21 protein-coding genes are annotated in these 22,030 nt (G+C 51.3%); all 21 read left to right on the forward strand.

Features of this window, described 5'->3' with window-relative positions; translation table 11 throughout:
• The first annotated feature begins 17 nt into the window (after positions 1-17).
• Complete coding sequence (locus ACFSUF_RS06905) at positions 18-827, forward strand: Fpg/Nei family DNA glycosylase (protein WP_377601427.1); 810 nt, start codon at positions 18-20, stop codon at positions 825-827.
• 14 nt (positions 828-841) lie between these two features.
• A complete protein-coding gene (locus ACFSUF_RS06910) occupies positions 842-1,705 on the forward strand; it encodes a deoxyribonuclease IV (RefSeq protein ID WP_377601429.1) in 864 nt (287 codons plus the stop codon).
• Between the two features lie 13 nt (positions 1,706-1,718).
• Positions 1,719-2,066: a cyclic-phosphate processing receiver domain-containing protein gene (locus tag ACFSUF_RS06915; RefSeq protein WP_377601431.1), complete on the forward strand. Its 348-nt coding sequence runs from the start codon at positions 1,719-1,721 to the stop codon at positions 2,064-2,066.
• Positions 2,063-2,377: a thioredoxin family protein gene (locus ACFSUF_RS06920; protein ID WP_377601433.1), complete on the forward strand. Its 315-nt coding sequence runs from the start codon at positions 2,063-2,065 to the stop codon at positions 2,375-2,377. Before ACFSUF_RS06915 ends, ACFSUF_RS06920 begins: the two co-directional genes overlap by 4 nt.
• 15 nt (positions 2,378-2,392) lie before the next feature.
• Positions 2,393-3,160, forward strand: a complete 768-nt coding sequence (locus tag ACFSUF_RS06925; RefSeq protein ID WP_377601435.1) for an ABC transporter ATP-binding protein — start codon at positions 2,393-2,395, stop codon at positions 3,158-3,160.
• Positions 3,161-3,194: 34 nt separating this feature from the next.
• Positions 3,195-4,265 carry an SAM-dependent methyltransferase gene (locus tag ACFSUF_RS06930; RefSeq protein ID WP_377601437.1) on the forward strand — a complete coding sequence of 357 codons (1,071 nt, stop codon included), beginning with the start codon at positions 3,195-3,197 and terminating at the stop codon, positions 4,263-4,265.
• Positions 4,266-4,439: 174 nt separating this feature from the next.
• Positions 4,440-5,906, forward strand: a complete 1,467-nt coding sequence (locus tag ACFSUF_RS06935; protein ID WP_377601439.1) for a serine/threonine protein kinase — start codon at positions 4,440-4,442, stop codon at positions 5,904-5,906.
• Positions 5,907-6,045: 139 nt separating this feature from the next.
• The gene (locus ACFSUF_RS06940; RefSeq protein ID WP_377601441.1) at positions 6,046-6,174 is read left to right on the forward strand and encodes a hypothetical protein; all 129 of its coding nucleotides are present in this window, start codon (positions 6,046-6,048) and stop codon (positions 6,172-6,174) included.
• Entirely contained in the window at positions 6,168-7,256 is a 1,089-nt protein-coding gene (locus ACFSUF_RS06945; protein ID WP_377601443.1) for an AAA family ATPase, read from the forward strand. The genes ACFSUF_RS06940 and ACFSUF_RS06945 overlap by 7 nt, the downstream gene beginning before the upstream one ends.
• Positions 7,253-8,500: a CpaF family protein gene (locus tag ACFSUF_RS06950; protein WP_377601444.1), complete on the forward strand. Its 1,248-nt coding sequence runs from the start codon at positions 7,253-7,255 to the stop codon at positions 8,498-8,500. Before ACFSUF_RS06945 ends, ACFSUF_RS06950 begins: the two co-directional genes overlap by 4 nt.
• A complete protein-coding gene (locus ACFSUF_RS06955) occupies positions 8,497-9,393 on the forward strand; it encodes a type II secretion system F family protein (RefSeq protein ID WP_377601446.1) in 897 nt (298 codons plus the stop codon). The genes ACFSUF_RS06950 and ACFSUF_RS06955 overlap by 4 nt, the downstream gene beginning before the upstream one ends.
• Complete coding sequence (locus ACFSUF_RS06960) at positions 9,390-10,238, forward strand: type II secretion system F family protein (protein WP_377601447.1); 849 nt, start codon at positions 9,390-9,392, stop codon at positions 10,236-10,238. The genes ACFSUF_RS06955 and ACFSUF_RS06960 overlap by 4 nt, the downstream gene beginning before the upstream one ends.
• A 27-nt stretch (positions 10,239-10,265) precedes the next feature.
• A complete protein-coding gene (locus ACFSUF_RS06965; RefSeq protein ID WP_377601449.1) occupies positions 10,266-10,481 on the forward strand; it encodes a Flp1 family type IVb pilin in 216 nt (71 codons plus the stop codon).
• Positions 10,482-10,483: 2 nt separating this feature from the next.
• Positions 10,484-11,494 carry a TadE/TadG family type IV pilus assembly protein gene (locus ACFSUF_RS06970; protein ID WP_377601450.1) on the forward strand — a complete coding sequence of 337 codons (1,011 nt, stop codon included), beginning with the start codon at positions 10,484-10,486 and terminating at the stop codon, positions 11,492-11,494.
• 61 nt (positions 11,495-11,555) lie between these two features.
• Positions 11,556-13,592, forward strand: coding sequence for a hypothetical protein (locus ACFSUF_RS06975; protein WP_377601452.1), 2,037 nt, complete (start codon positions 11,556-11,558; stop codon positions 13,590-13,592).
• Positions 13,562-14,239 (forward strand): hypothetical protein, encoded by a 678-nt coding sequence (locus tag ACFSUF_RS06980; RefSeq protein ID WP_377601454.1) that lies wholly within the window; start codon positions 13,562-13,564, stop codon positions 14,237-14,239. Before ACFSUF_RS06975 ends, ACFSUF_RS06980 begins: the two co-directional genes overlap by 31 nt.
• A gap of 14 nt (positions 14,240-14,253) precedes the next feature.
• Positions 14,254-14,772 (forward strand): A24 family peptidase, encoded by a 519-nt coding sequence (locus tag ACFSUF_RS06985; protein WP_377601456.1) that lies wholly within the window; start codon positions 14,254-14,256, stop codon positions 14,770-14,772.
• Positions 14,773-14,785: 13 nt separating this feature from the next.
• On the forward strand, positions 14,786-16,132 hold the full coding sequence (locus ACFSUF_RS06990) for a DUF6382 domain-containing protein (protein WP_377601458.1): 1,347 nt from the start codon (positions 14,786-14,788) through the stop codon (positions 16,130-16,132).
• A gap of 109 nt (positions 16,133-16,241) precedes the next feature.
• Positions 16,242-19,361, forward strand: coding sequence for a DEAD/DEAH box helicase (locus ACFSUF_RS06995; RefSeq protein WP_377601460.1), 3,120 nt, complete (start codon positions 16,242-16,244; stop codon positions 19,359-19,361).
• A complete protein-coding gene (locus tag ACFSUF_RS07000; RefSeq protein WP_377601462.1) occupies positions 19,358-20,104 on the forward strand; it encodes an SWIM zinc finger family protein in 747 nt (248 codons plus the stop codon). The genes ACFSUF_RS06995 and ACFSUF_RS07000 overlap by 4 nt, the downstream gene beginning before the upstream one ends.
• Positions 20,105-20,106: 2 nt before the next feature.
• On the forward strand, positions 20,107-22,017 hold the full coding sequence (locus tag ACFSUF_RS07005; RefSeq protein ID WP_377601463.1) for a hypothetical protein: 1,911 nt from the start codon (positions 20,107-20,109) through the stop codon (positions 22,015-22,017).
• The last annotated feature ends 13 nt before the right edge of the window (positions 22,018-22,030 follow it).

A 22,030-nucleotide genomic window follows, 5' to 3' on the forward strand; every position in this document is an offset into this window, starting at 1 on the left:
AATCGGAGGAATGGGCCATGCCGGAACTGCCGGAGATGGAAACATATAAACAGCTGCTCACCGAGAAGACAGCAGGCAAGAAGATCGGCGCCGTTACCGTAGAGCGGGAAAAGTCGGTTAACATGCCTGCTTCTTTATTTTCTTCGGAGCTGGAAGGGCGAACCGTTACATCGTACGGCCGCAGGGGGAAACATTTATTGTTTTTCCTTGATGACGGTAGACTTCTTGCGCTTCATCTCATGCTGGGAGGCTGGATGTTTTACGGTATTCCGGAGGAGAAGCCTGACCGCAGCACGCAGGTAGTTCTTCAATTTGGAGACGAGCGTTTATTTTTCTTCGGTTTACGGCTGGGTTATCTTCACCTGCTCACGGCGGAGGAAGCCTATGAACGATTTTCGCAGCTGGGACCGGAACCGTTAGACGAAATTATGACGGAGCAGGCATTCCACGATCTGATCTCATCCAAAAGCGGAGCCCTGAAACCCAAACTCGTAGATCAGTCAGTATTGGCCGGCATCGGCAACTGCTATTCGGACGAAATCTGCTACCATGCAGGAATCAGGCCGGACCGTTCCATTCAGGGCATGCCGGACGCGGCTTTTTCGCTGCTGTACCGGTCCATGCATGAAGTGTTCGAGGAAGCAATCCGTTATGGAGGATATATGGAGAATCCTTTATATACAGGCGATAAGCTGACCGGAGGTTTCAACGACCGCTGCCGCGTTTACGATAGGGAAGGACAGCCCTGCTTGCGGTGCGGCCATCCGATCGTGAAAAGGATGTTCAATTCCCGCAAATTATTCTATTGCGCAAACTGCCAACGATAAGGAGGTTGTTTACGATGGATAAACCGCTGTATGCAGGAGCTCATATCAGTATCAGGCAGGGGTATGCGGGAGCAGCCCGGACAGCCGCGCGCATCGGAGCTGGCGCGTTTCAGTATTTCCCCAAGAATCCCCGGAGCCTTACGGTGAAAGCCTTCAACCGCGAGGATGCTGCGGCGTGCGCTGCCTTTTGCCGTGAACATGATATTCTCTCGATTGCCCATACCCCTTACCCTACGAACACGACGGCGGAGAAACCGGAGCAGGTGAGGTTGAATGTCCATTCGATTCTCAATGACTTGGAAATTGCCGAAGCCTGCGGATCGGTAGGCATTATTGTGCATTTTGGCACTTATAAAGGGAAAGACCCGTTACAAGGGTACCGAAATATTATACAATTGTTAAATGAGGTTTTGGATGGCTGGGAAGGCCGGACATTACTGCTACTGGAAAATCAGGCAGGCGAAGGCAATCTGATGGGTACGACGATGGAAGAGATGATGCAGATCCGAAGTCTGGTGAACCATCCGGAGAAGATCGGGTTTTGCCTTGACACCTGCCATGCATTTGCAAGCGGATTATGGAAAGAAGATCAATTTGAAGAAATGAAAGCCAAAGGGGAGCAGCTCGGCTATTGGAACCATGTAAAGGCCGTTCATCTGAACGATTCGATGTACCCGGCTCTTTCGTACCGGGACCGTCATGAGAATATCGGCAAAGGTTATATCGGTGAAGAGAGGATGAAGCTGCTTCTTCAGTCTGATATCGTAAAGGATATTCCTGTCGTGTTGGAAACCGAGGCCGCAGGCGGTTCTCATCAAAGTGAAATAGAGCTGGTTTACCGACTTTCCGGACTCGGCGCCAGAAGCCCGAAACCCTAAGGGGGAGTTTGCCGTGATTCACCTGTATATGGACGATTACCGCAGGAAGCCGGAAGGCTTCGTGCTGGCGAGAACGATCGATGAGTGTATGGACCTGCTGGAGCAGGAGAAAGTGGACATTTTGTCCTTGGACTACGATTTGGGCTGGGGAGAACCGAATGGTTTGGAGACCGTCCGGCGGCTGCTAATGGGGAACCGCTTTCCGCGCAAAATCTATCTTCACAGTTCCAGCATAGCTGGCAGAAAAGTGATGTACGAGGCGCTATACGGTGCCTTGCCTGAAAGCGTCGAACTCTATATGCACCCTGTACCGGATGCGCTAATGGATGAGATTGCCTCGAAGGGGGCTCAAGGGAAGTGAAGGAACTGACGGAGAAAGAAGCGGCTGAACGCCGTTTCGGGGGAAACTTCGCTTTGTTCCTGTACACACCGTTGTGTGGAACCTGCAAAGTCGCGGCCAGAATGCTGGAGATTATTGAGGCGATGCATCCGGAAGCACCCTTCTATCAGACCAATGTGAATTTTGCCCCTGATCTGGTCCAGCGTTTTCAGATTACAAGCATCCCTTGTATTCTTATATTTATTGATGGAAGACCTGTTGAAACTTTATATGCCATGAAATCGGTGGACGAGTTATATACCAAGTTGAAGCCAGTCATAGAACGTTCATAGGAGAGGGAGTTCCTGATGATTGAGTTAAACCGTTTGTTTTTACGCAGAGATACGACGCAGATATTGGACGATGTCAGCCTGACAATCAACAAGGGCGAACACTGGGTGATCCTTGGCAAAAATGGCTCAGGCAAAACCTCAATCCTTGAAATGGTAAACGGCTATCTGTTTCCTTCTTCGGGGACGGTCAGCGTGCTCGGGAATATGTACGGTCAAGTAGATGTGCGTGAGATGCGCAAAAAAATCGGATACATCAGCCAATCCCTTATGGACAAAATGGCGCTGCGCGACCCAGTATGGGAAGTAGTGGCCACAGGTGAATACGGATACCTCCGCTTCTACGAGGAAATTCCGGAGTGGCTGCAGAATAAAGCGCATCGTATGCTCGAGTTCGTAAAGCTGGAACATAGGGCCGGCCACGTTCTTGGAACGCTCTCACAAGGGGAACGCAAAAAAGCGATGCTTGCCAGGGCATTAATGTCCGATCCGGAGATCCTGATTATGGACGAGCCGTGTTCCGGCCTGGATCTGTATGAAAGGGAGCATCTGCTTGCTGCGATTAACGACCTTCACCAAAAGAATGCTGCAGTTGTCTATGTCACCCACCATATCGAGGAGATTATGCCGGTATTCACCCATGTGGCGCTTCTTGAGCAGGGACGGCTGGTTGCTGCGGGGCCTAAGCATGAGGTGTTGACGGTGGAAAATTTACATAAAGCTTATCAAATCCCGGTTTCCCTGGAATGGTCATCGGACAGGCCTTGGATCCGGGTTCTGTCATAGATCAGGTTTTGACGACAAAAATGAGGTGTAACGGTTGACTGAACAAGAAGCAGTAAAACAGTGCCGGCTGATCGGCACAAGCAATACAGGATTTGCCCAGCAGGCACAAGAAGAAATCAGACGGTTATTCGGGAGCGCCGTATTCACGTATATCGTTCCTTCAGAGGTGTTTCTTGCCGAACTACCTGTGGACAGGGAAGAAGCGCTTCGCTTGTTACAGGCAAATGAGCCTATGTTCCTGAGGCATATACAGCCTGTCTTGGAGGAAATCCGGTGGACGGAGAACCCGGAGAGCGTTACGGTTGAGCAAGCTGAGGAAATATACGCAAAGCTCAGTGAGTGGCTGATTCGTGAGAAAGCGGCCTTAGCAGGCAAAAAGATCGCTGTCCAGATCCGCCGATCTTCCCTGGCGCCTCAAGCGATAGGGAAACAGGCCATCAAGGAGGTGGCTGATGCAGTATTGGCCGAACAGCTTGGGTCCGAACTGGTTGTCCGGGGATCGGAACAAATCGTCTCCGTGTATATCGGAAAAGACCGGATTTATGCAGGCTATTCCAAGCCTGAGGAGAATTTGTCAGACTGGTCGGGCGGTGCGGTCCGTTTCCAAAAGGAAGAGGGACAAATTTCAAGAGCCAAATTCAAGCTTCTGGAAGCGGAGCAGCAGTTCGGCTTTTCCTTTAACCAGTTCCATCAAGCGCTGGACATCGGCGCAGCACCTGGCGGCTGGACTTCTCTGCTTCTGGAACGCGGTTTAAAAGTTACCGCAGTGGACCCTGCGGCCTTGGCGCCGCAATTAATGAAACACCCTAAACTTACCTACTTGAAGAAAAACGCCGGGGATGTCAAATTCGAACCGGGTTCATTCGATCTTCTTGTCTGCGATATGAGCTGGAGCCCCCGCATGATGGCCAAGCTGGTGGACGATTTGCTCTACGCGGTTCGGCCCGGCGGAAACCTGATTATTACTGTAAAGCTGCTTCATAAGAAAGCGTTCCAGACGGTGCGGGAAGTACTGGAGGTTTGGGAAGGATCACTTCAGCTGCTTCAGGCGAAACAGCTGTTCCATAACCGCGAAGAACTGACTTTATATTTACTAAGAGTTTAAAAAAACAACTGGAATGTTTTGTACAGGTTCCAGTATAATGACTGTAAGGAAAGCATCCTGAAAAGCGTATTCCGCCTATGAAGCGGATTACGGGCTTTGAAGGGGTGCTTTCATTTGTGTAAAGAACCCCTTGCGCAGTCTGAGCAGGGGGTTCTTTGGTTAAGGAGGAATAGAATGCCAACACAATGCAGTATACAGCCGCTGCCGCCGGGTACGGTCGTCATGGAACGATATCAGATTGAGAAGCATGTAGGTTCCGGGGGCATGAGTCATGTTTATAAAGCCCGCGATCTGCATCTCGGAGAGCGGGTCGTAGCCGTGAAGCAAGGGTTCGGGCTGCAGAGCAGAGAAGGCAGCTCGCAGGAAGAGGCCGACATCCTCATCCGGCTCCGTCACCCCGCCTTGCCGACGATATTGGATTACAGGCCGCAGGATGAATTCGGGATGAGTTACCTGGTTATGACGTATATCGAAGGGGAGACTGTACAATCGTGGTTTGACAGGAATGGACGGAGCTGTCCCGCTTCCCAAGCCTTGGAGTTTGCCGTCCAATTATGCGAAGTGCTTCAGTATTTGCACGAGCGCAACGAAGTAAAGCTGATCTATAGGGACTTGAAACCATCCAATGTCATGATGGATGCCGGGGGAAATCTGTATCTGATCGATTTCGGGATCAGCAGGCATTACAAGGAGCACCAAACTCGAGATACGGTAGCGATCGGTACGGTTGGTTTTGCTGCGCCGGAGCAGTATGGTACGGACCAAACCGATCATCGTTCCGATTTGTATGCGCTGGGAGCTTTTCTTTATTACCTTCTCAGCGGCGGGAAATTGCCGCCCATGCTGGACGAATGTGGGCCCGGGCATCTTCCGGGTATTGATGGTCTATTTTATCAAGTAATCTACAAATTGTTGAAGAGAAATCCTAACGAAAGGTATCAAAGCGCCGGAGAACTAAAGCATCAGCTTTCCGGCCTAGATTCAAGACGATCTCCATATTCCAATCGGGAACCACGATCACCTTCCCTATTTCTTCGACAACGTTTGATCGCATTCATAGGCTTGCATTCCGGGGCGGGGACTTCGTTTCTCGTCAAGGGACTGGAACATATACTGAAGGGCTTGGGCGTACCTGTAAAGACTGTAATCATCCAAGACAGGGCGAATATCAGTGCATTGCCCGGTTTAAAGGAGCCCGTGCTGCTGGCGGATCTTCCTTCCGGTTACTTTGGCCATCCTGTTGCGGCGGAAGCGGATGCAGTTGTTATCATTTCATCCTCCCTTCCTGAAGCCATGTCGGAACAATCGGCTGTCGACTACGCCCGGATCTCGCAACAATGGGCGGAGCAGGGAAAACAGGTGATCTGGCTTGCGAACCGCGATCTCCCGTTTCACGGCAGAAAACGATGGATACAAGCAATGCCGACAGCCCCGCTTTGTTTTGTTCCGGACTTCCCCTACGCCTGGATTGCGGAAAGTTACTGGACCGGCCTTACTTGGTTGGAACGTTCCGAGGCAAGGGAAACATTTGAAAAAGCGCTTTTTCCTCTGATAGAAAGCCTCCTTCCTGAAATAAAAACTAACCAGCCGCGCAAATTGCTGCATCCGATCTTAAAAAGAATCGGACTAGCATCAAATTAATGCTTGCACAATTACATAATTTTGTATATTATACAAATAAATATATTTGCACTTGCGGAAGCACCGCAGTTTGGCTCTCTTGAGCTTAAGCTGCGTGTGCTTTTTTTGCATTTAGGAGGTGAAACGTATTTTCAGTTGGATGACGGAGTTATCTGAGCAAAGCGCCAAACGGCTGGCTGCCGTTATGCTGGTCCTGGCCGCCATGTTTCTGCTGGCCGGACTTTCTCAGCTGCTGATGAAACTGAAGGAAGGAGCAGAAGTGTGGTAACGATCGTATGGGTGGACCCCGACCAGGAATATTTGCAGCTGGTCTCCAGATTCCTGCGCGTCTCGGGAAGGTTGTCGGAAATGAATGTGATCTATATCTCAAACCAGGAGGAGTGGGAGCGGTTCGCTGCCTCAGCGCAGCATTGCGATATTTTACTAATTCATGAGAATTGGCTGGAGAAGGGGCGTACGTATGCATCCCGATGTACCATAGCTGTGACGGAGAAGAACTCAAACGGGGAGACAGCTGAAAGAAGTGTCGCGAAATATCAATCCATGGATGCACTGCTTTCGGTGGTGTACAGCCTGTATGCGGATGCTGCGGGAGTACAATGGAATCGAACTGGAAACAGGGCTGCAAAGGTTATTTCCGTATTTTCCAGCTGCGGAGGCAGCGGAAAAACGACAGTAGCCGTGAATTTGGCCAAGCTTCTTTCGTCCGGCGGGAGCAGCGTGCTTTACCTTAACTTGGAATCCGTTACATCGTCAGATATATGGCTGGAGCCAGAAGGAGGAGAGAATTTCTCTACCATCATCTATTATTTGCAGCATGAACCCGAACAGCTTCCTGCAAAGCTGAGGGCCAGCATCCGGAAAGATCCGTATACAGGAGTTTACTGTATCAATCCTCATCATTCGGTAAGGGAGATGCAGCAGCTTTCCGGCGGACAAATGAAACAATTCATCGACCGGATCCTTGAGCTGGAGGAATACGATTATATTGTTATTGATCTGGAATCTGTATATCACGAGAGGGTTCTTGCTTCGATGCAGGCTAGCCAATGGACCATTTGGCTCTTGCTGGATGATCTACAATCCATAAGCAGAACGGCGCGATGGCTTGATGAACTTGCGTTTCGCCAACCTCAGGAGCATGCCTTCATCCGTCCGTCCCTCCGGTTTTTTACAAACAAATATACGGGCAGTATGCATCCTTCCGATCATTCTCTACAGATCAGCGGTGTGCTTCCCTATATTCCGCAGTGGAAAAATGTCCGAAGCAAGGAACAACTGCTTATGAACCGGATGTTTGACGATAATTTGATGCAGATAATCCATCTGCTGGGCGGAGCTGCGGGATGAATACAGAATTCCATAACAGAATGGTAGATGTAATCCGTGATTTGCTCGAGGACGCAGGATCACTGTCGGACGCAGACGTGCTAAAGCGGGTAGAAGAAGCTGTGCTGGGTCAGAAGGAATCCAATTACATGACTTCGTCGGAGAAGAAGGCCGCCGTGGACAGGCTGTTCCACACATTTCGCGGGCTCGATCTGCTGCAGCCGCTCCTGGAGGATGACAGTATCTCTGAAATTATGATTAACGGGTACAAGGATATTTTTATCGAGAGGGAAGGCCGAATGGAGAGGTACCCGCTGTCGTTCGAGAATCAGGAGAAGCTGGAGGATATCATTCAGATTATGGTTGCGAAAGTAAACCGGATCGTAAACGAAAGCTCTCCGGTTGTAGACGCGAGACTGGCCGATGGTTCGCGCGTGCATGTCGTATTGCCGCCCCTAGCTTTGAACGGCCCTACTGTGACTATCCGAAAATTTCCCGACCAGCCTTTGACCTTGGAGCAGCTTGTCACCACAGGTTCACTGACGGAGGAAGCTCGGCAGCTGCTTGTCAAATTGGTAAAGGCTAAATACAACATTTTCATCGGAGGGGGCACAGGTTCCGGTAAAACCACTTTTCTAAACGCTTTATCAGGTTATATTCCGGTCGATGAGAGAGTGATCACGATTGAAGATTCCGCTGAATTACAGCTTCATGGTATTGCAAACCTGGTATCTTTGGAAACGAGGAACAGCAATACGGAAGGGAAAGGAAAAGTGACCATCAGCGACCTGATCCGTGCGTCTTTGCGGATGCGGCCCAACCGGATCATTGTCGGGGAAGTCAGAGGGTCTGAAGCGCTTGATATGCTGCAGGCGATGAATACAGGCCATGACGGCAGCTTATCTACAGGTCATGCGAATTCTGTAACCGATATGATAAGCAGGTTGGAGACGATGGTGCTAAGCGCGGCTCCGCTGCCTATACCGGTAATCCGAAGCCAGATTTGTTCCGCAGTCGACATTATGGTGCACCTTTCCCGTCTGCGGGACAGGTCCCGGCGCGTCACCGAGATTTCCGAGGTGGCGGGGATGAATAACGGGGAAGTGATGTTGAACCCGTTGTACCGTTTTGAGGAAAACCTCGATGAACAGGGCGGCCGTATGGACAATACACTCCAAGTTAACGGCCGTCTTGTATCCTCAGGAAATCGGCTCCTCCGCACTCAGAAATGGCTAAATGCGGGGTTGAAGGAGGATGCGATGTGATCTGGATATGGGCCGCGGCGTTTGTGATTGCCGCAGGGTCTTGGGTTTTGTTTTTATGGAGAGACGGGAATTTAGGGTTCCCTGTATTACCTCGCTTCAATTCGGGATCAAGCTCCAGTAAAGATAGTACCGGGTCGGCAACGATGGAACACAAACCCGATTATCATGTTTATAAGCTGTCAACGAAGGAGAAGTGGACTGTTATTACGGCAGCAGCCGCAATGTTGTTTGTAATAGGGTTTATTTTTTACAAAAGCGTACTAATTTCTTTGTTCTTTACAAGCATTGCCTTAATGGCACCGCGGTACTGGAGCGCAAGGAAGGCAGAGATCAGAAAAAAGCGTCTGCAGTTAAGCTTCAGACAGATGCTTTACTCACTTTCTACCTCGCTTTCCGCAGGAAGATCTGTAGAAAATGCATTCAGAGAAGCATCCACCGATCTGAAATTTGTTTATCCTGATGAAGACACAGACATTCTATTTGAACTGGATGCCATTAACAGGAAAGTGGAGAACGGGCTTCCTCTGGAAAAGGCGCTGGCGGAGTTCAGCTCCAGAGCAGGCGTCGCGGATATTACCGTTTTTTATGAAGTGTTCAGCATTTGTAAACGGACAGGCGGAGATCTTGTGGAAGTGGTCCGCAAAACAGCCAATCAAATCGGGGAGAAATTGGAGACGGAACAGGAGATTGCCGTCATGATCGCCCAAAAAAAGTTCGAGTCGAGAATCATGTCTATCCTGCCTTTTGTCATTATCGGGTTTTTGAGCTTCGGTTCCGCTGACTATATGAAGCCGTTATACACGTTGCAAGGACATCTGATCATGACGGTTGCTCTGCTGCTCATCGCTGCCGCCGCTTCTCTTTCCGTCAAGATCATGGACATTAACGTATGAAAGCGGCATTCGTTCTATGGCTGTTGGTTCAATCGGTATTGATGATTGGGATTCTGGTTTCTCAAGGGAAGTTGGAGGACGGACGGTCAGGTTGGAAAGAGAGGTTGTGTCAGGCAGGCGTATGTATAATCAATTGGCTGGACCTTATGAGGAAGTTCCCTTCTCATACAGCATCCGTCCTGCAGTTATTGAAACAGCTGTCGTCAGGAAAAGCAGGATTGGAAGAAGTCAGGTTGTACTACGGCGTCATCTGCATTTCTATGGTTGGGAGCCATTTGTTATTTACCTTCCTATGTTGCGTGACGGAAGATGCTTTGGCTCTTTATGCCGCAGGTATAGTGCTTACAATTATGCTGCCTGCCGTGCGCATGAAACAACTGAAAAGCCGGGTGGACCGAAGAAAGACGGAGGTCGCAGCTGATATGCCGGAGCTGTTGGATAAGCTCGCACTGCTCATTAATGCCGGCGAAACTATTCAGGCTGCATGGAAGCGCTGCTCTCAGGAAGGTTCGATGAGCCGTCCGTTGTATATTGAACTTCGTAAATCCGCAGCGGAACTTGAGAGGCAGGTGTCATTCAGCAGAGTCATGGAAGGCTTCCACAAACGGTGCGGTGTCCAAGATACTTCGGTGTTTACGAACACGGTGCTGATGAACTACAGGAAGGGAGGGAATGATCTCGTGCTGTCGCTTCGTGAGCTGTCCAGGCAGCTTTGGGAGAAAAAAAGATCGGCGGCTAAGACGGCAGGGGAAGAAGCATCAGCCAAAATGGTCATGCCTCTGATGATTGTATTTGTAGTCATTTTACTGGTCGTGGCTGCCCCAGGCGTTATGATGATGAATTGAAGTTATGATTACTAAGGAGTGTGTCCGATGAATTGGAAAGAGTCATGGAAAATGTTTTGGAAAGAGGAAGAGGGATTAGGAACACTGGAAATGATTATGATTGTTGCGGTCATCCTCATATTGGCAGTGGCATTCCGGAAATGGATTATAGGCTGGTTTGAAAAATTATTGGGACAAGCAAATAACGAACTGAAGAGCAATACGGATACGGTGGACGCCACTCTTTTGAACCAAAGCAATTAATTATGAAGCTGCTTCGTTCCGCACAAGGGAGTTTTACTGTTGAAGCTTCACTTGTCTTCCCCGTTATTCTGCTGCTCACGGTCATTCTTATTTTCCTCAGTCTTCTCGTATATCAGAAAAGCGCAGTAACCCTACTTGCTGACCGTATGGCTCAGCGGAGCGCATCGCAATGGGATAACAGCAACCGGCTGTATCATTCCGGTGAATTTCTGCCAGGGCGTTACGACGGATTATACTGGCGCAATGTTCAGGACGATGAAGACGGACAGTTCCAATTTTTGATTCCTGGTTCGTCCAGGGAGATCCAGTTGGATACAAAAGAGGGTGTTCAAGCTGATACGCTGCCTCAGAAGAAACTTGGCAAGAGTGCCGCGAATCTTCCTGCCGGAGTCCATGGCAGGTTCAGCTATCATAACGGGCTTTTTAGCAGATCCGTATCGGTACATCTCTATAGCAAAATGGCGAATCCCGGTATTCTGGAGCCTTGGTTCGGGCAAGGAGCATTCTCCGGTGAAGCGAAAGCTTATATAACGGAACCGGTGGAATTTATCCGCAGCGTGGACCTGGTAAGGACTTATATGCCTTATATCCAGCACTATGTAAAGAGGTCTAAGCTGCAGCAGATTATGAACAGGTTCGCAAGCAAACCTTCCGCCGGACCGCAGGAGGCGGCAATGGCTTTTCGAACGCATGCCGATGCCAAGCAATTTCTTCAGAACACGGTCGGCGGGAAGGGAACCTCTTTTTCTACAGTACATACAGGCGAATGGCGAATGATCGATGCTTTGGATACAGATCAAGTAGCTCATCAGGCATATATCGGTTACCAGGGAGGAAGCAAAGCGCTGAAGGATCAGCTTGAGAAAGATGCGGAGCTGCTGGCTGACGGAAAAGTGAAAGGAGTGGTGTGGCATTTCTTTAAGAAAGACGGTATTGCGAAAGCCGGACTTTCTCCCTCTTTGCAGAAGCTTTTGGAATCACGCGGCATTATCGTTGTGCTGCATACGAACTAAGGCGGGAAATGAGCGGGGAAGCGTATCTGTATATCTCATTATCGTGACCGGGGCGATTTTTTTGCTTACAACCGTATTTATCGATTATGTCCGGATTTTAGTGGCAGGGAGGCAGGCCGAGCATGCCCTCAAAGCTTCAGTGCAGTCTGTGCTGGCTGCCTATGACCCTTCTTTGCAAAGCTATGGGCTTTACGGCGTCTCTTTATCTGAGGAGGAGATGACGACTTTAGCCCGGGAGGTGAGTACCAGAAATCTGCCGAGCTCAGACAAAGCTTCTTTTTCCTTTACGGATACGAAGGCAAATGAGCAAGGGATTCGTGTCCACGGTGTACATAGTTTAGCGAACGCTCAAGTGATGGAACAGGAAATACTGGAGGAAATGAAGTACAAAGCCCCGGTTGAGTTCACTCTGCGGCTGATAGAAATGTTTTCAAATATCCGCACGGAGACGCTTCAAACCAACACATTTGCCTCTAACGCAGATGAACTCGACAAGCTGATTCGGCTGCGGGACGATCACTTGAAACAAGCATATCACCGTTGGAGCGAATGGGAGCAGGCCAATGTAATAGCGGGGAACGACCGGCAAGTGTTGTTCCATCAGCTGTCGCAGACGGAAAACGAGATTGGACAAGCTTCATCAGCAGGGCCGCTTGTCGGGAGCAAGCGGAATCAAGAGGAGGAAGAGGCAAGAAAACAACGTCTTGCTCAGCTGAGAAGTTCGATAGATTCTATTTGGAGCCGGCTTCAGGTGACATCAGACCGGCAGATCGAAGCAGACAGTTCCTTTTTCAAAGAGATTACCCGGCAGTTGGAATTAGCGCAACAGGCAGACAGCAAAGTTCTCCAGTTTCTGGAACGGTTGAAGACCCAACAGCAGGCTCAATCCACAAGCGGCCAAGCGGCCGGAAGTACTTCCCCTCTAGATGCGGTATTCCAGCAGAAATGGACTTTGGAAGAGGCTTATTATGCGTCATTTAAAGGCCAAGCCGGTTCCGTATCTTCTGTAAATGCCGGTTATCATGAGCAAATCCGCCAAAGGGCATCTTCGGGTTCGGATCATAGCGCTCACATGCTTACGATAAGTGAATTGTTTGCAAACAGGCACCGGCTAGAACAGCCGCGAATTGCTTCCGCGGAGGAGGACCGGCTGAAGCGGGAGGAAGCCAAACGCCAGACCCAACAGGAAATGGATCTGGCTAAGCAGCAAATGATGGCAACAGGCTGCGACTTGTCCGATATAGAACTTTACGGAAAGCTGGAAGGACCAGAGGGTGCGGCGGCTTCTTTTCGAAAAGGGCTCGCAGCGGGAATCGCTGAAACCGGTGCAACAGGCAGCAGTATCGAATCTGCAGCCGGAAATCCGCTGGATGTTCCTCCGGAAACGTCCGGCAAAGCCTCGGTAAGTTCCTTGGCTTCATTGTTCAGCGAAATCGAAAAAATACGCAACGATATTTATGTGAACGAGTATGTCCTCTCGAATATGAATTACCGTACGATTGAATTTGATTCAAAAAAACTGCCTAAGCCCGAGGCTCTTTCACGGCCTGCCGAACATCCTCTCCGGAAGCAGGAAGCGGAATATATTCTGTACGGTTCTCCTTCCTGCCACTTAAATCTTACGCTGGCCTATGCTGAAATGTATACAACCCGCCTTGCAATAAGGACAATCGAAGCTTTGCTTACCCCGAAAAGCGCAGCTGCGGCTGTGACTCCGTGGGTCATGTTTCTAACCGCTGTTGCAGAGGGGGCATCCAAGGCGAGGGTTGATATGAGCAGGCTGACTGCCGGAGAGCAGGTGGAGCTTATGGCGCGATGGCCTAATGTTACATTGAATTACAAGGACTATATTCGATTATTTTATTTTTTACATCCTAATTATGCAGGACGGTTGTCCAGAATTCAGGCATTGCTGCAAGTGAATACGGGTACGGTTTTACATAACACAGCTTACTACGTTAGAGGCGAGCTGCCGGTATCCGTCAAACTGTGGTTTGTGCCAGGCTTGATCAAATTACTGGAATGGGGGAATGCGCTGGATGGAACCGTTCGGGGAAGCAGGTACGAATGGGTGGCAAGGACAGCACATTCGTATTAACAGGGGGAATTTGTATTCTAAGAAGCACCAAGGGAAGCATCGCCTTGGAAGCAGCGGTGTCGCTGCCATTCTTCTTGGCATTCGTCATTGCCTTGAATGTCATGATTCAGATGTCTATTATGCAGTTGGCGCTGCATACGGCAGTGACCGAGACGACCAAGCAGATCGCATCTCATGCGTATCCAGTTGAACTGATGTACCTGCAGGCAGAAGCTTCTCCGCTGGGCCAGACGCTGCAAACCGCTGCGGGACATGTAAAGACAGCGAGGGAAGCCGTCGCTCATGCTGAGGAACTGTTTGGAGACTTTACCTATCTGATACCGGATGAAATGCTGGACTTTGCAGTTTGGCTGAAGAATTACCGGCAAACAGCGGAACAAACCGCAGGCGAGAAAGCCAAACTAATGCTGGCCAAGGCATTCCAGCCGATGTTTATTCAGTTAACTAAGAAGATCCTGCCTGCAACGATGAAGCTGGATGCCACCAAACTCTCCCTGAAGGAAGTGATACTGCCGGTCCCCGGCAGCCGGGAACACGCTTTTGTGGGGATCACTGCGGAATATACTTATACACTGCCTGTCCCGTTTATTCATAAAACTGTTACATTAAGGGAGCAGTCATACGAACGTGCTTGGGTTGGCAATTAGGAAGGGATGCGCAAATGGAGCAAGAAGTGTTTTGGATGTTATCGGTTTGTATTGCGATTGCTTGTTATACTGATTGGCGTAACAGCATCATTCCCAACAGATTAACTTTCGCTGGAGCTGTTCTGGGATTTTCTTACCACGGCATAACCGGCGGATTGGGTGGGCTTGTATTTGCATCAGCCGGCTTCGCAGCCGGCTTCCTGCTCCTTTTGGCTTTATACGCTGTCAGGGGGATTGGAGCGGGGGATGTGAAAATGTTCGGAGCAATAGGAGCGATTACGGGCGTTAGTTTTGTTCTGCAGTGCCTGATGTATTCCATTTTTTTCGGTGCGTTGATCGGGGCCGGTATTTTGCTGTCACGGCAGCAGTTCATCAGGCGTGCAGGACAGTTGGCATTCGGTTTGTTCACGTTTTTATGGTTTAGGGATATGGGCATATGGAAGGCAGGGAAGCAGGAATACCTCCGGTTTCCGTTTATGTATGCCGTGCTGCCCGGCTGTATCATCGCCGTTTGGCTGATGCCGGCAGGATAAAGGAGGCAAAGGAATGCCAAGGTTACCCGAGGGTTGGACCCTGGAGCTTAAGCAGCAGCCTGATAGCCGTCTGGTGCTTTCCGGGGCAAGGGAAAGCCGGGAGGAACTAGACCGGATTTCTTTAAAAATGATATGTACCGGAACCATATCCGGGATGGCCGCAGCGGCACAGGAGCAGTGGGATACCCGGTATGAGCTGAGCTATGGTGTGCATGGTTTTAGGGCGTTATCTAGTGTACTTTCCAACTGGAAAGGGAGTTATAGAGAGAGATTATCGCTGCTTCATAAAATCATAAGTGTTTTGGATGACTGTAAGCTGTATCTCTTGGCTGAAGAGCAATGTCTTCTCGATCCGGATCATGTGTTCATTGACGATCGTATCCGGAATGTGAAATTGATCTATTTGCCTTTTCCTTCTCTTCCCGGTAAACCCGGAATGCAGCAGGAGCTGACTTTGCTAAGTGTCTGTTTAAGCCCTGCCGACTCTGAAGGATTGCTTCGTTGGGGAAAGCTCATGGATGTGCTGAGGCAGCCATCCTTCCATCTGGCATCGGTAAGGCAGGAGCTTGTAAAATTGCTTGGGGAGCCGGCAACGGAGTCTCCAGCGTTAGAAAGGGAACATGTACGTGATGTCCTTGCCGCCTCGGTTCCCGATCCTATTGGAATTACTTATGTTCCGGTTCATCCAGTGGAGAAGGACGAGCAGAGTGTGATGAAAACGGGGAAGATTCGGTATTTTGGGGCGGCAACAATTGCAGCTGCTCTTTGCTGGGTGGTCATTGAGTCTTTAGTAAGCGAGGCGGCAGCTAACATCGCGACAGGCATGTTTCTTCTATTGAATTCCTTTGTGTTGCTGCGTATGTTGAGGAGAAAGAAGTTAGCTGTGCCTGCAACGAACGCTGCGATGTTGTTACAGACGGCGGAAGGGGAAGTACAGGATCCGAAGGATTATTATTCCAAGCTTCATCTGCAGACAACTCTGCTTGAGCCGCCGGAACATACGGTACTGCTGGAAGGATTACATCCGGGACAGGCAGGTAACCTGGGATTCCCTAAAGCGGTTCTTCAAACTTGGAAAGGGGATTCGCTTGTAAGTGTGGCTTTGTCCAAAAGCCCTTTTATTATAGGCAGGGATTCCGAGCTGGCGGATCATGTAGAAGAGGCCCCAGGCACATCGAGAGCCCATTTGGAGATTACTTATGATCGTACTGGATTTACGGCTAAGGATATGGGAAGCAAAAACGGAAGCATGATCAATGATGTCAGAATGGCTCCTAATCAAAGTTATTCGATTCAACACGGGGATATGATCCGATTGGCGGCAGTCTCGTATTCGTTTGAAGTGAAAGATGACCTTTAATATACAGGGTCATCTTTTTTCGTTGGCATGCTAGTTGTTTCCGATGGCTTCATTTGATAAGCTGAAGTAATAACCTAAATTTGTAAAGCCGTTGAAAGGGGATTTTTCGATGACCGTTCTGGATGGCGGATGGTTGCTCCCATCCGTACCGGATGCTGTACCCTGCTTTCAACTCCACATAAAAGATGTGCCGGATGATTCAGACGAGATCTTACAAACAGTTCAAACACAGCTGGAGGCGCCATGGAAATGGCCGGAACGTGACGAATCAATGAAAGTTACGTTCGTACCGTCGACGGCGGATGTTGAGGTGTTCTTACGGTTTCTGCTCGATCTCCCTTTGATTGCTGAAACACAAGCGGAGATAGAGGTATCTGAGAACCTGCTGTTCTGGAGCAGATGTGCTGACTGGGTTTCCCGGCTGCTTGCTTCCGGTGAGTTTTTACCCGGGATGCGGAAGGGGACGTCCCCAGGCGGCTACGAAAGCGTTTGGATCGTTCCGTTCGACTCTCCTAAGGTTGAACATGAACTTGCCTTACTTTACGAGTCGATGCCTGGTGCAGCTTCCGGGGGTGTGAAGGAAGAGAATGCCGAGGATTACGCGGGTGGTGTAAGCGGCGAAACACAGGCAGGAAACAGGATTGCGGATGAAATGGCGGCTCGGGTTCGCAGTTTCGGTTCGGTTTGCGTCGATCTGCTAATCCGGGCGCAAGCCGATCCCGACACGGCCCGAGGGCTGTTGAGGGCGATGAATCCGCGGTTCGCGGTGCCTTTGACGCCCGCGGAGCATTGGCTCCACTCGCTGCTGACGGATCCGAAACCGCAGGAGAAGGATGCGCTCGAGTGGATCGCGGGCGAGGTTATGGAGTGGACGCAGGCGGCTGTATTGGAACAAGAGCCGCATGCCTACACGGCCTGTTACCGCCTGGAGGAGCCTGCGGCGACAGGCGGGGAGGCTGACGGCCCGGCAGAGACGGGGCAGTGGAGGCTGTCCTTCCACCTGAGGGTGAAGGACGACCCCCGGCTGCTTGTGCCGGCCGCAGCGGTTTGGCGCGAGACGGCGGATACGCTCGTCTGGCGAGGGTTCCGCTTCAAGCAGCCGCAGGAACGGTTGCTTGAAGCGCTGGGCGCGGCTGCGCGGGTGTTCCCGCCGCTTAGCCGCTGCTTCGCCGAGCATGCGCCGACCGCGTGCATGCTCACCCTGGAGGAAGCGTACCGCTTCCTCCAGGAGGCCGCGCCGCAGCTCCAGCGGCTCGGCCAGGCCGTGCTTGTGCCGGCCTGGTGGCGCAGGCGCCCGCGCGTCGGCTTGCAGCTGCGCCTCGCCCCCGGCGAAGCCCACGCCCGCCCAACGGGCGACGGCTCCGCCGCAGACCGTGCCGCCGCCCGCAGCGCGGCGCCGGGCCTGCTCGGCTTCGCCTCGCTCGTGGACTACCGCTATGAACTCGCGGTAGGCGACACCCCGCTAAGCCTCGAACAACTGACGCGGCTGGCGGAAAGCCAACTGCCGCTGGCCCGCATCGGGGACAGCTGGGTGCCGTTCCGGCCCGAACTGGCGCGGCAGTTTCTGGACCGCTACGTCGACGGCGGCCGGGATACCGGCCGTATGCGCCTCTCCGAGGCAGTCCAGCTCGCGCTGGACGACGATCTCGAACACGACGATCGTCGTAAGGACCCGCTTGGCGTCCGCAGCGTCGCGGCCGAAGGCGAGGTCGGCCGGCTGCTCGACCGCCTTCGCGGGAAAGAACCGCTGCCGGTCCGCAATCAGCCGAACGGCCTTCGCGGTATGTTAAGGCCGTACCAGCTGCAAGGATTCCGCTGGTTATCGGCTATGCGCTCCTACGGCATGGGGGCTTGTTTAGCCGACGATATGGGTTTGGGGAAGACGATCCAATGGATCGCTCATCTGTTGGGCCTGGCGGAGAACGACGAGTTGACCGGCCCTTGCCTGCTGATCTGCCCAACCTCCGTCATGGACAATTGGCGGCGGGAACTGGAGAGGTTTGCTCCCGGTCTGGGCATATGGATTCACTACGGTCCGGGCAGGCTGGACGGGGATGCTTTGCGTCAGCAGGTCCACACGACACCGGTTGTGCTGACCTCCTATGCCACTGCGCTCAGGGACGAAAAGGCACTTTCTGGTATCACTTGGGATACCGTTACATTAGATGAAGCGCAAAACATTAAAAACACTGCTTCCAAACAAACACAGGCAGTGAGAAGGCTGCAGGCGTCGCACAGAATCGCTTTAACGGGCACGCCGGTGGAGAACCGGCTTAGCGAACTGTGGTCGATTATGGATTTCCTAAACCCGGGCTATCTCGGGTCTCAGGAAGACTTCAGGATCAAATTTGCCGTGCCGATCGAACGCGATCAGGAGGCAGAAATATCCGGGGCTCTGCAGCGGATCATTCAGCCGTTTATTCTTCGCCGTGTGAAATCCGATGAGAGCATTATTCAGGATTTACCGGAAAAAATGGAAAGAAAAGAATACTGCCCTCTCACCCGGGAACAAGCCGATCTCTATGAAGCGGCCGTTCAAAAGGTGCTGCGCCAAGCTTCGGAATCGGAGGGGATGGAGCGAAAAGGCGCTATTCTGGCGGCACTGACCCATCTAAAGCAAATTTGCAATCATCCGGCCCACTATTTACGGCAGGGAGAACCGCTGCCATCCCGCTCCGGAAAATCCATCCGGCTGCTGGAAATGCTCGAAGAGGTCGGGGAAGCCGGGGAAAGGGCGCTGATCTTCAGCCAGTATGCACAGATGGCAAAGCTTCTCCATGTTATGTTGGAAGAACAGTTCGGGACGGAAGTTCTGTTAATGACCGGTGACACGCCCAAGAAGCAGCGGGATGAGATGATCCGCAGATTTCAGGAGGATCCAGACGCACCGCGCCTGTTCGTGCTGTCTCTCAAGACAGGGGGATTCGGCATCAATCTTACACGGGCCAATCATGTTTTTCATTACGACCGCTGGTGGAATCCCGCTGTGGAAAATCAGGCGACCGACCGCGCCTACCGGATCGGCCAGCAGAGAAACGTGCAGGTTCACAAGCTCATCTCCTCCGGCACGATGGAAGAAAAAATCGATCAACTCATGGAAAGCAAGCAATCTTTGGCCGATCATGTGGTCGGCAAGGGAGAACAGTGGATTACAGAGATGACAACGGAGCAGCTAAGCGATATGTTTGCACTGCGAAAGGAAATGCTGGTAGAGGAGGATGACCGGTGACCGGTAATGCGCTCGATCTTAGCCTGAAGCAGTGGATCGTACACCTGATTGACGATGAAACGGTTTGGCAGGCAGGCCATAGCATAGCAGAATCCGAGCAGGTCTCCGACTTTCGGATCACGCCCGGCCTGTTGTCAGCCAAAGTGCGCGGCGGTAAGCCAAGACCTTTTCAAGTACAGATTAGGGGATTCGAATGGACGTTAACAGAGAAAAACGCAGTCACGGAGCTGATCTGGAACGATACGGAATTGCAGCTGGCATTGCTGGAGCACCGCTTGCCGCAGAATTCGGAGAACATATTTAAGGCCGGAGGCGTATCTTTACTGCCGTCATCCGGTAACATGGACTTCTCCTGCAGCTGCTCTCACCGAAGTATTCCTTGCGAACATGCGGCCGCAGCGCTGTCGGCATGGAGCCGGCGGGTTACGGAAGACGGATGGATGCTGCTTTCGCTGCGCGGTGTGGATCGCACGGACTTATGGCGTCAGCTCAGGGAAAGGCGCAGACTGACAATGGTATCCGCCGCACTGGATTCCATTGAACCGTCAAACCATGATGCAGTTGATAACCAGGAAGAGGAAGGCGCCCCTCGTGATACCACTACTTTGCTTTCATATGCGCAGAGCCGTCCTTCCTTCTGGAACAAAGATACAGGAATTCGCGAGTTACTGACACCGTTCTACCGTCACATTTCCAATAAAGCGGAACAATGGCAGTCTGCAAACCGGAAGGAGAAGAGCTGAGGATGCAAGCATATTTCACAGCAGAATGGGTCCGGAACTTCGCCCATACGTTTCGGAACAGTTCCTATCAGGATAAACGTAACGCCATGTTCCAGGAGAAAAACCCTTACTACTTGTTGGAATGGCTGGTCTATCCGGTTGACGAAGCATGGAGGAAAGAGCTAGATTATCCCCGTTCACCCGGCATGTTCCGAAACAGCTATCTATCTTTCGGCGAAGTGTTTGCGGATGAACTGCTTTTTGATCTGCTGCTGGACGGTCCGGTATCGGAGCCTGAGCGCACAGACTTGATGCAGTCGGCACTTTACGACCTGCAGACGGCTTATCGCGCTAATCGTCAGCATGTATTTCCAGTGGAACACTTGATCTCTACGGTTAGCAAAGGGGTAAAGGAATTCGACCGTTTTCAAAATCAGCTTAGCGCTGAGGAGTCCGGTCTAGCCGAAGAGTACCGGAACGTGCTTCGGGAACTGGATGAAGACCCGGAACTGTCAGAAGAGGAATTGCTTTACCGGAGGCAATCGGCGGGGGAACAATACCGCAAGAAGTTGGCAGAAGCCCCTCGAAAGCTGCTGCAGCGAAAGTTTGCACAAGAACCTATGGCGGCTTATCTTTATTACAAAGGATGGGAGCAGCCCGAAGCCAAGATCGAAGCGCTGCTGAAAACATTAGCTTCACAGCAGCCTCCCATTCATTACGTTGAAACGGATAAACAGCCTGCCGAATTTGCAGCTGACTGCCTCGTGATGGAAGAGAAGCATTCAGACCGTTTTTTGCATTGGCTGGAAGCTTCGTTCTCGCGCTCGGAACTGACCAGAGGATGGCTCGATACGGAATCGAGGAGACAATGGTGGTCGGCAGTGCTTACGGAATTGTGGGATCTTGAAGAAGAAGTAAATGACAGGCGGCAGCACAACAATGTAAAAAAAGCTGTGTTCGCAAGTGTATTTCATATTACAGGCTTTGAAGAAACGATGATGGCCGGAGCAGATAACCGCATTCCATTGTATTTCCATCACATTGTGGAGGAAGCCCTTCCTTCGGCATCCCGGCGGGAGTGGCTGAGAAACCGGATCATTTTAAGAAACTGGCCCCGGTTTACTGAACGGTTTGCTGCAGAAAGCTATCACTATCCTTCTTTATCGTGGGTGCTCTGCCTGGATCCCCAAAGTTTGGAACAGAGGCTGCTGCGGACCGGAACGGCTGGCGATCAGAGCATGCTGAGCGATCGGCTGTCACCTGCTTTCGTGATTGAAAGATGCTGCTTCATATTTAATGATGCCGTCAAGAAGGGGCTAGACGAAGAACTTACCGTTCCGCTGTATCAGTATTTGGCTGTACACAACAGAGATTTGTTATTTCCTTTTTTGTACAGCATGAAAGAAGCGGAAGCCGTGAGGCCATTGATGCGCCTTGACGAAAGGCTGGTTAATGAATTGTTCTCGGGAGAATTTGTCCGGGCGCGTTCCGTGCGCAGGCATTTTGCGGAACTTCTTCTTCTTTCTCTACAGAACCTAGAAACGGCGGATCCTGTGCACTTTTGGCTGGGACAAAGGCTTAAGGAGGAGAAAGAAGCAGTCGTGCTGCCCTTCCTTGAGAAAACTTCCCGAGGTACATGGCCGGGACATACAGCAAACCTGCTTGCCGAGATTTTGCACATCCGGTGGCTTGGTGCTCCGGGACAAGTGCAGGATCCGGATGCCTGGGTAAGAGAACAGCTGAAGGAACAAAGCGAAAGTATTATGTTTGAAGCCGCGCCTCAAGGCGATGCTGCTTCGTATACGTGGCGTATAGTGAGGCCGGGCGCGGCCAGCCTGGAGGACGGCGCCGTACTGGCGAGAGCCGTTGTCCGGGCGGAGCTTACCGATCAACAGGCGATTACCGGCCTGCTCGACGATTTGCTTAATTTATAGAAAGCAGGAGGCA

Source organism: Paenibacillus gansuensis (assembly GCF_042684925.1).
Classification (GTDB): Bacteria; Bacillota; Bacilli; order Paenibacillales; family DY6; genus Paenibacillus_N; species Paenibacillus_N gansuensis.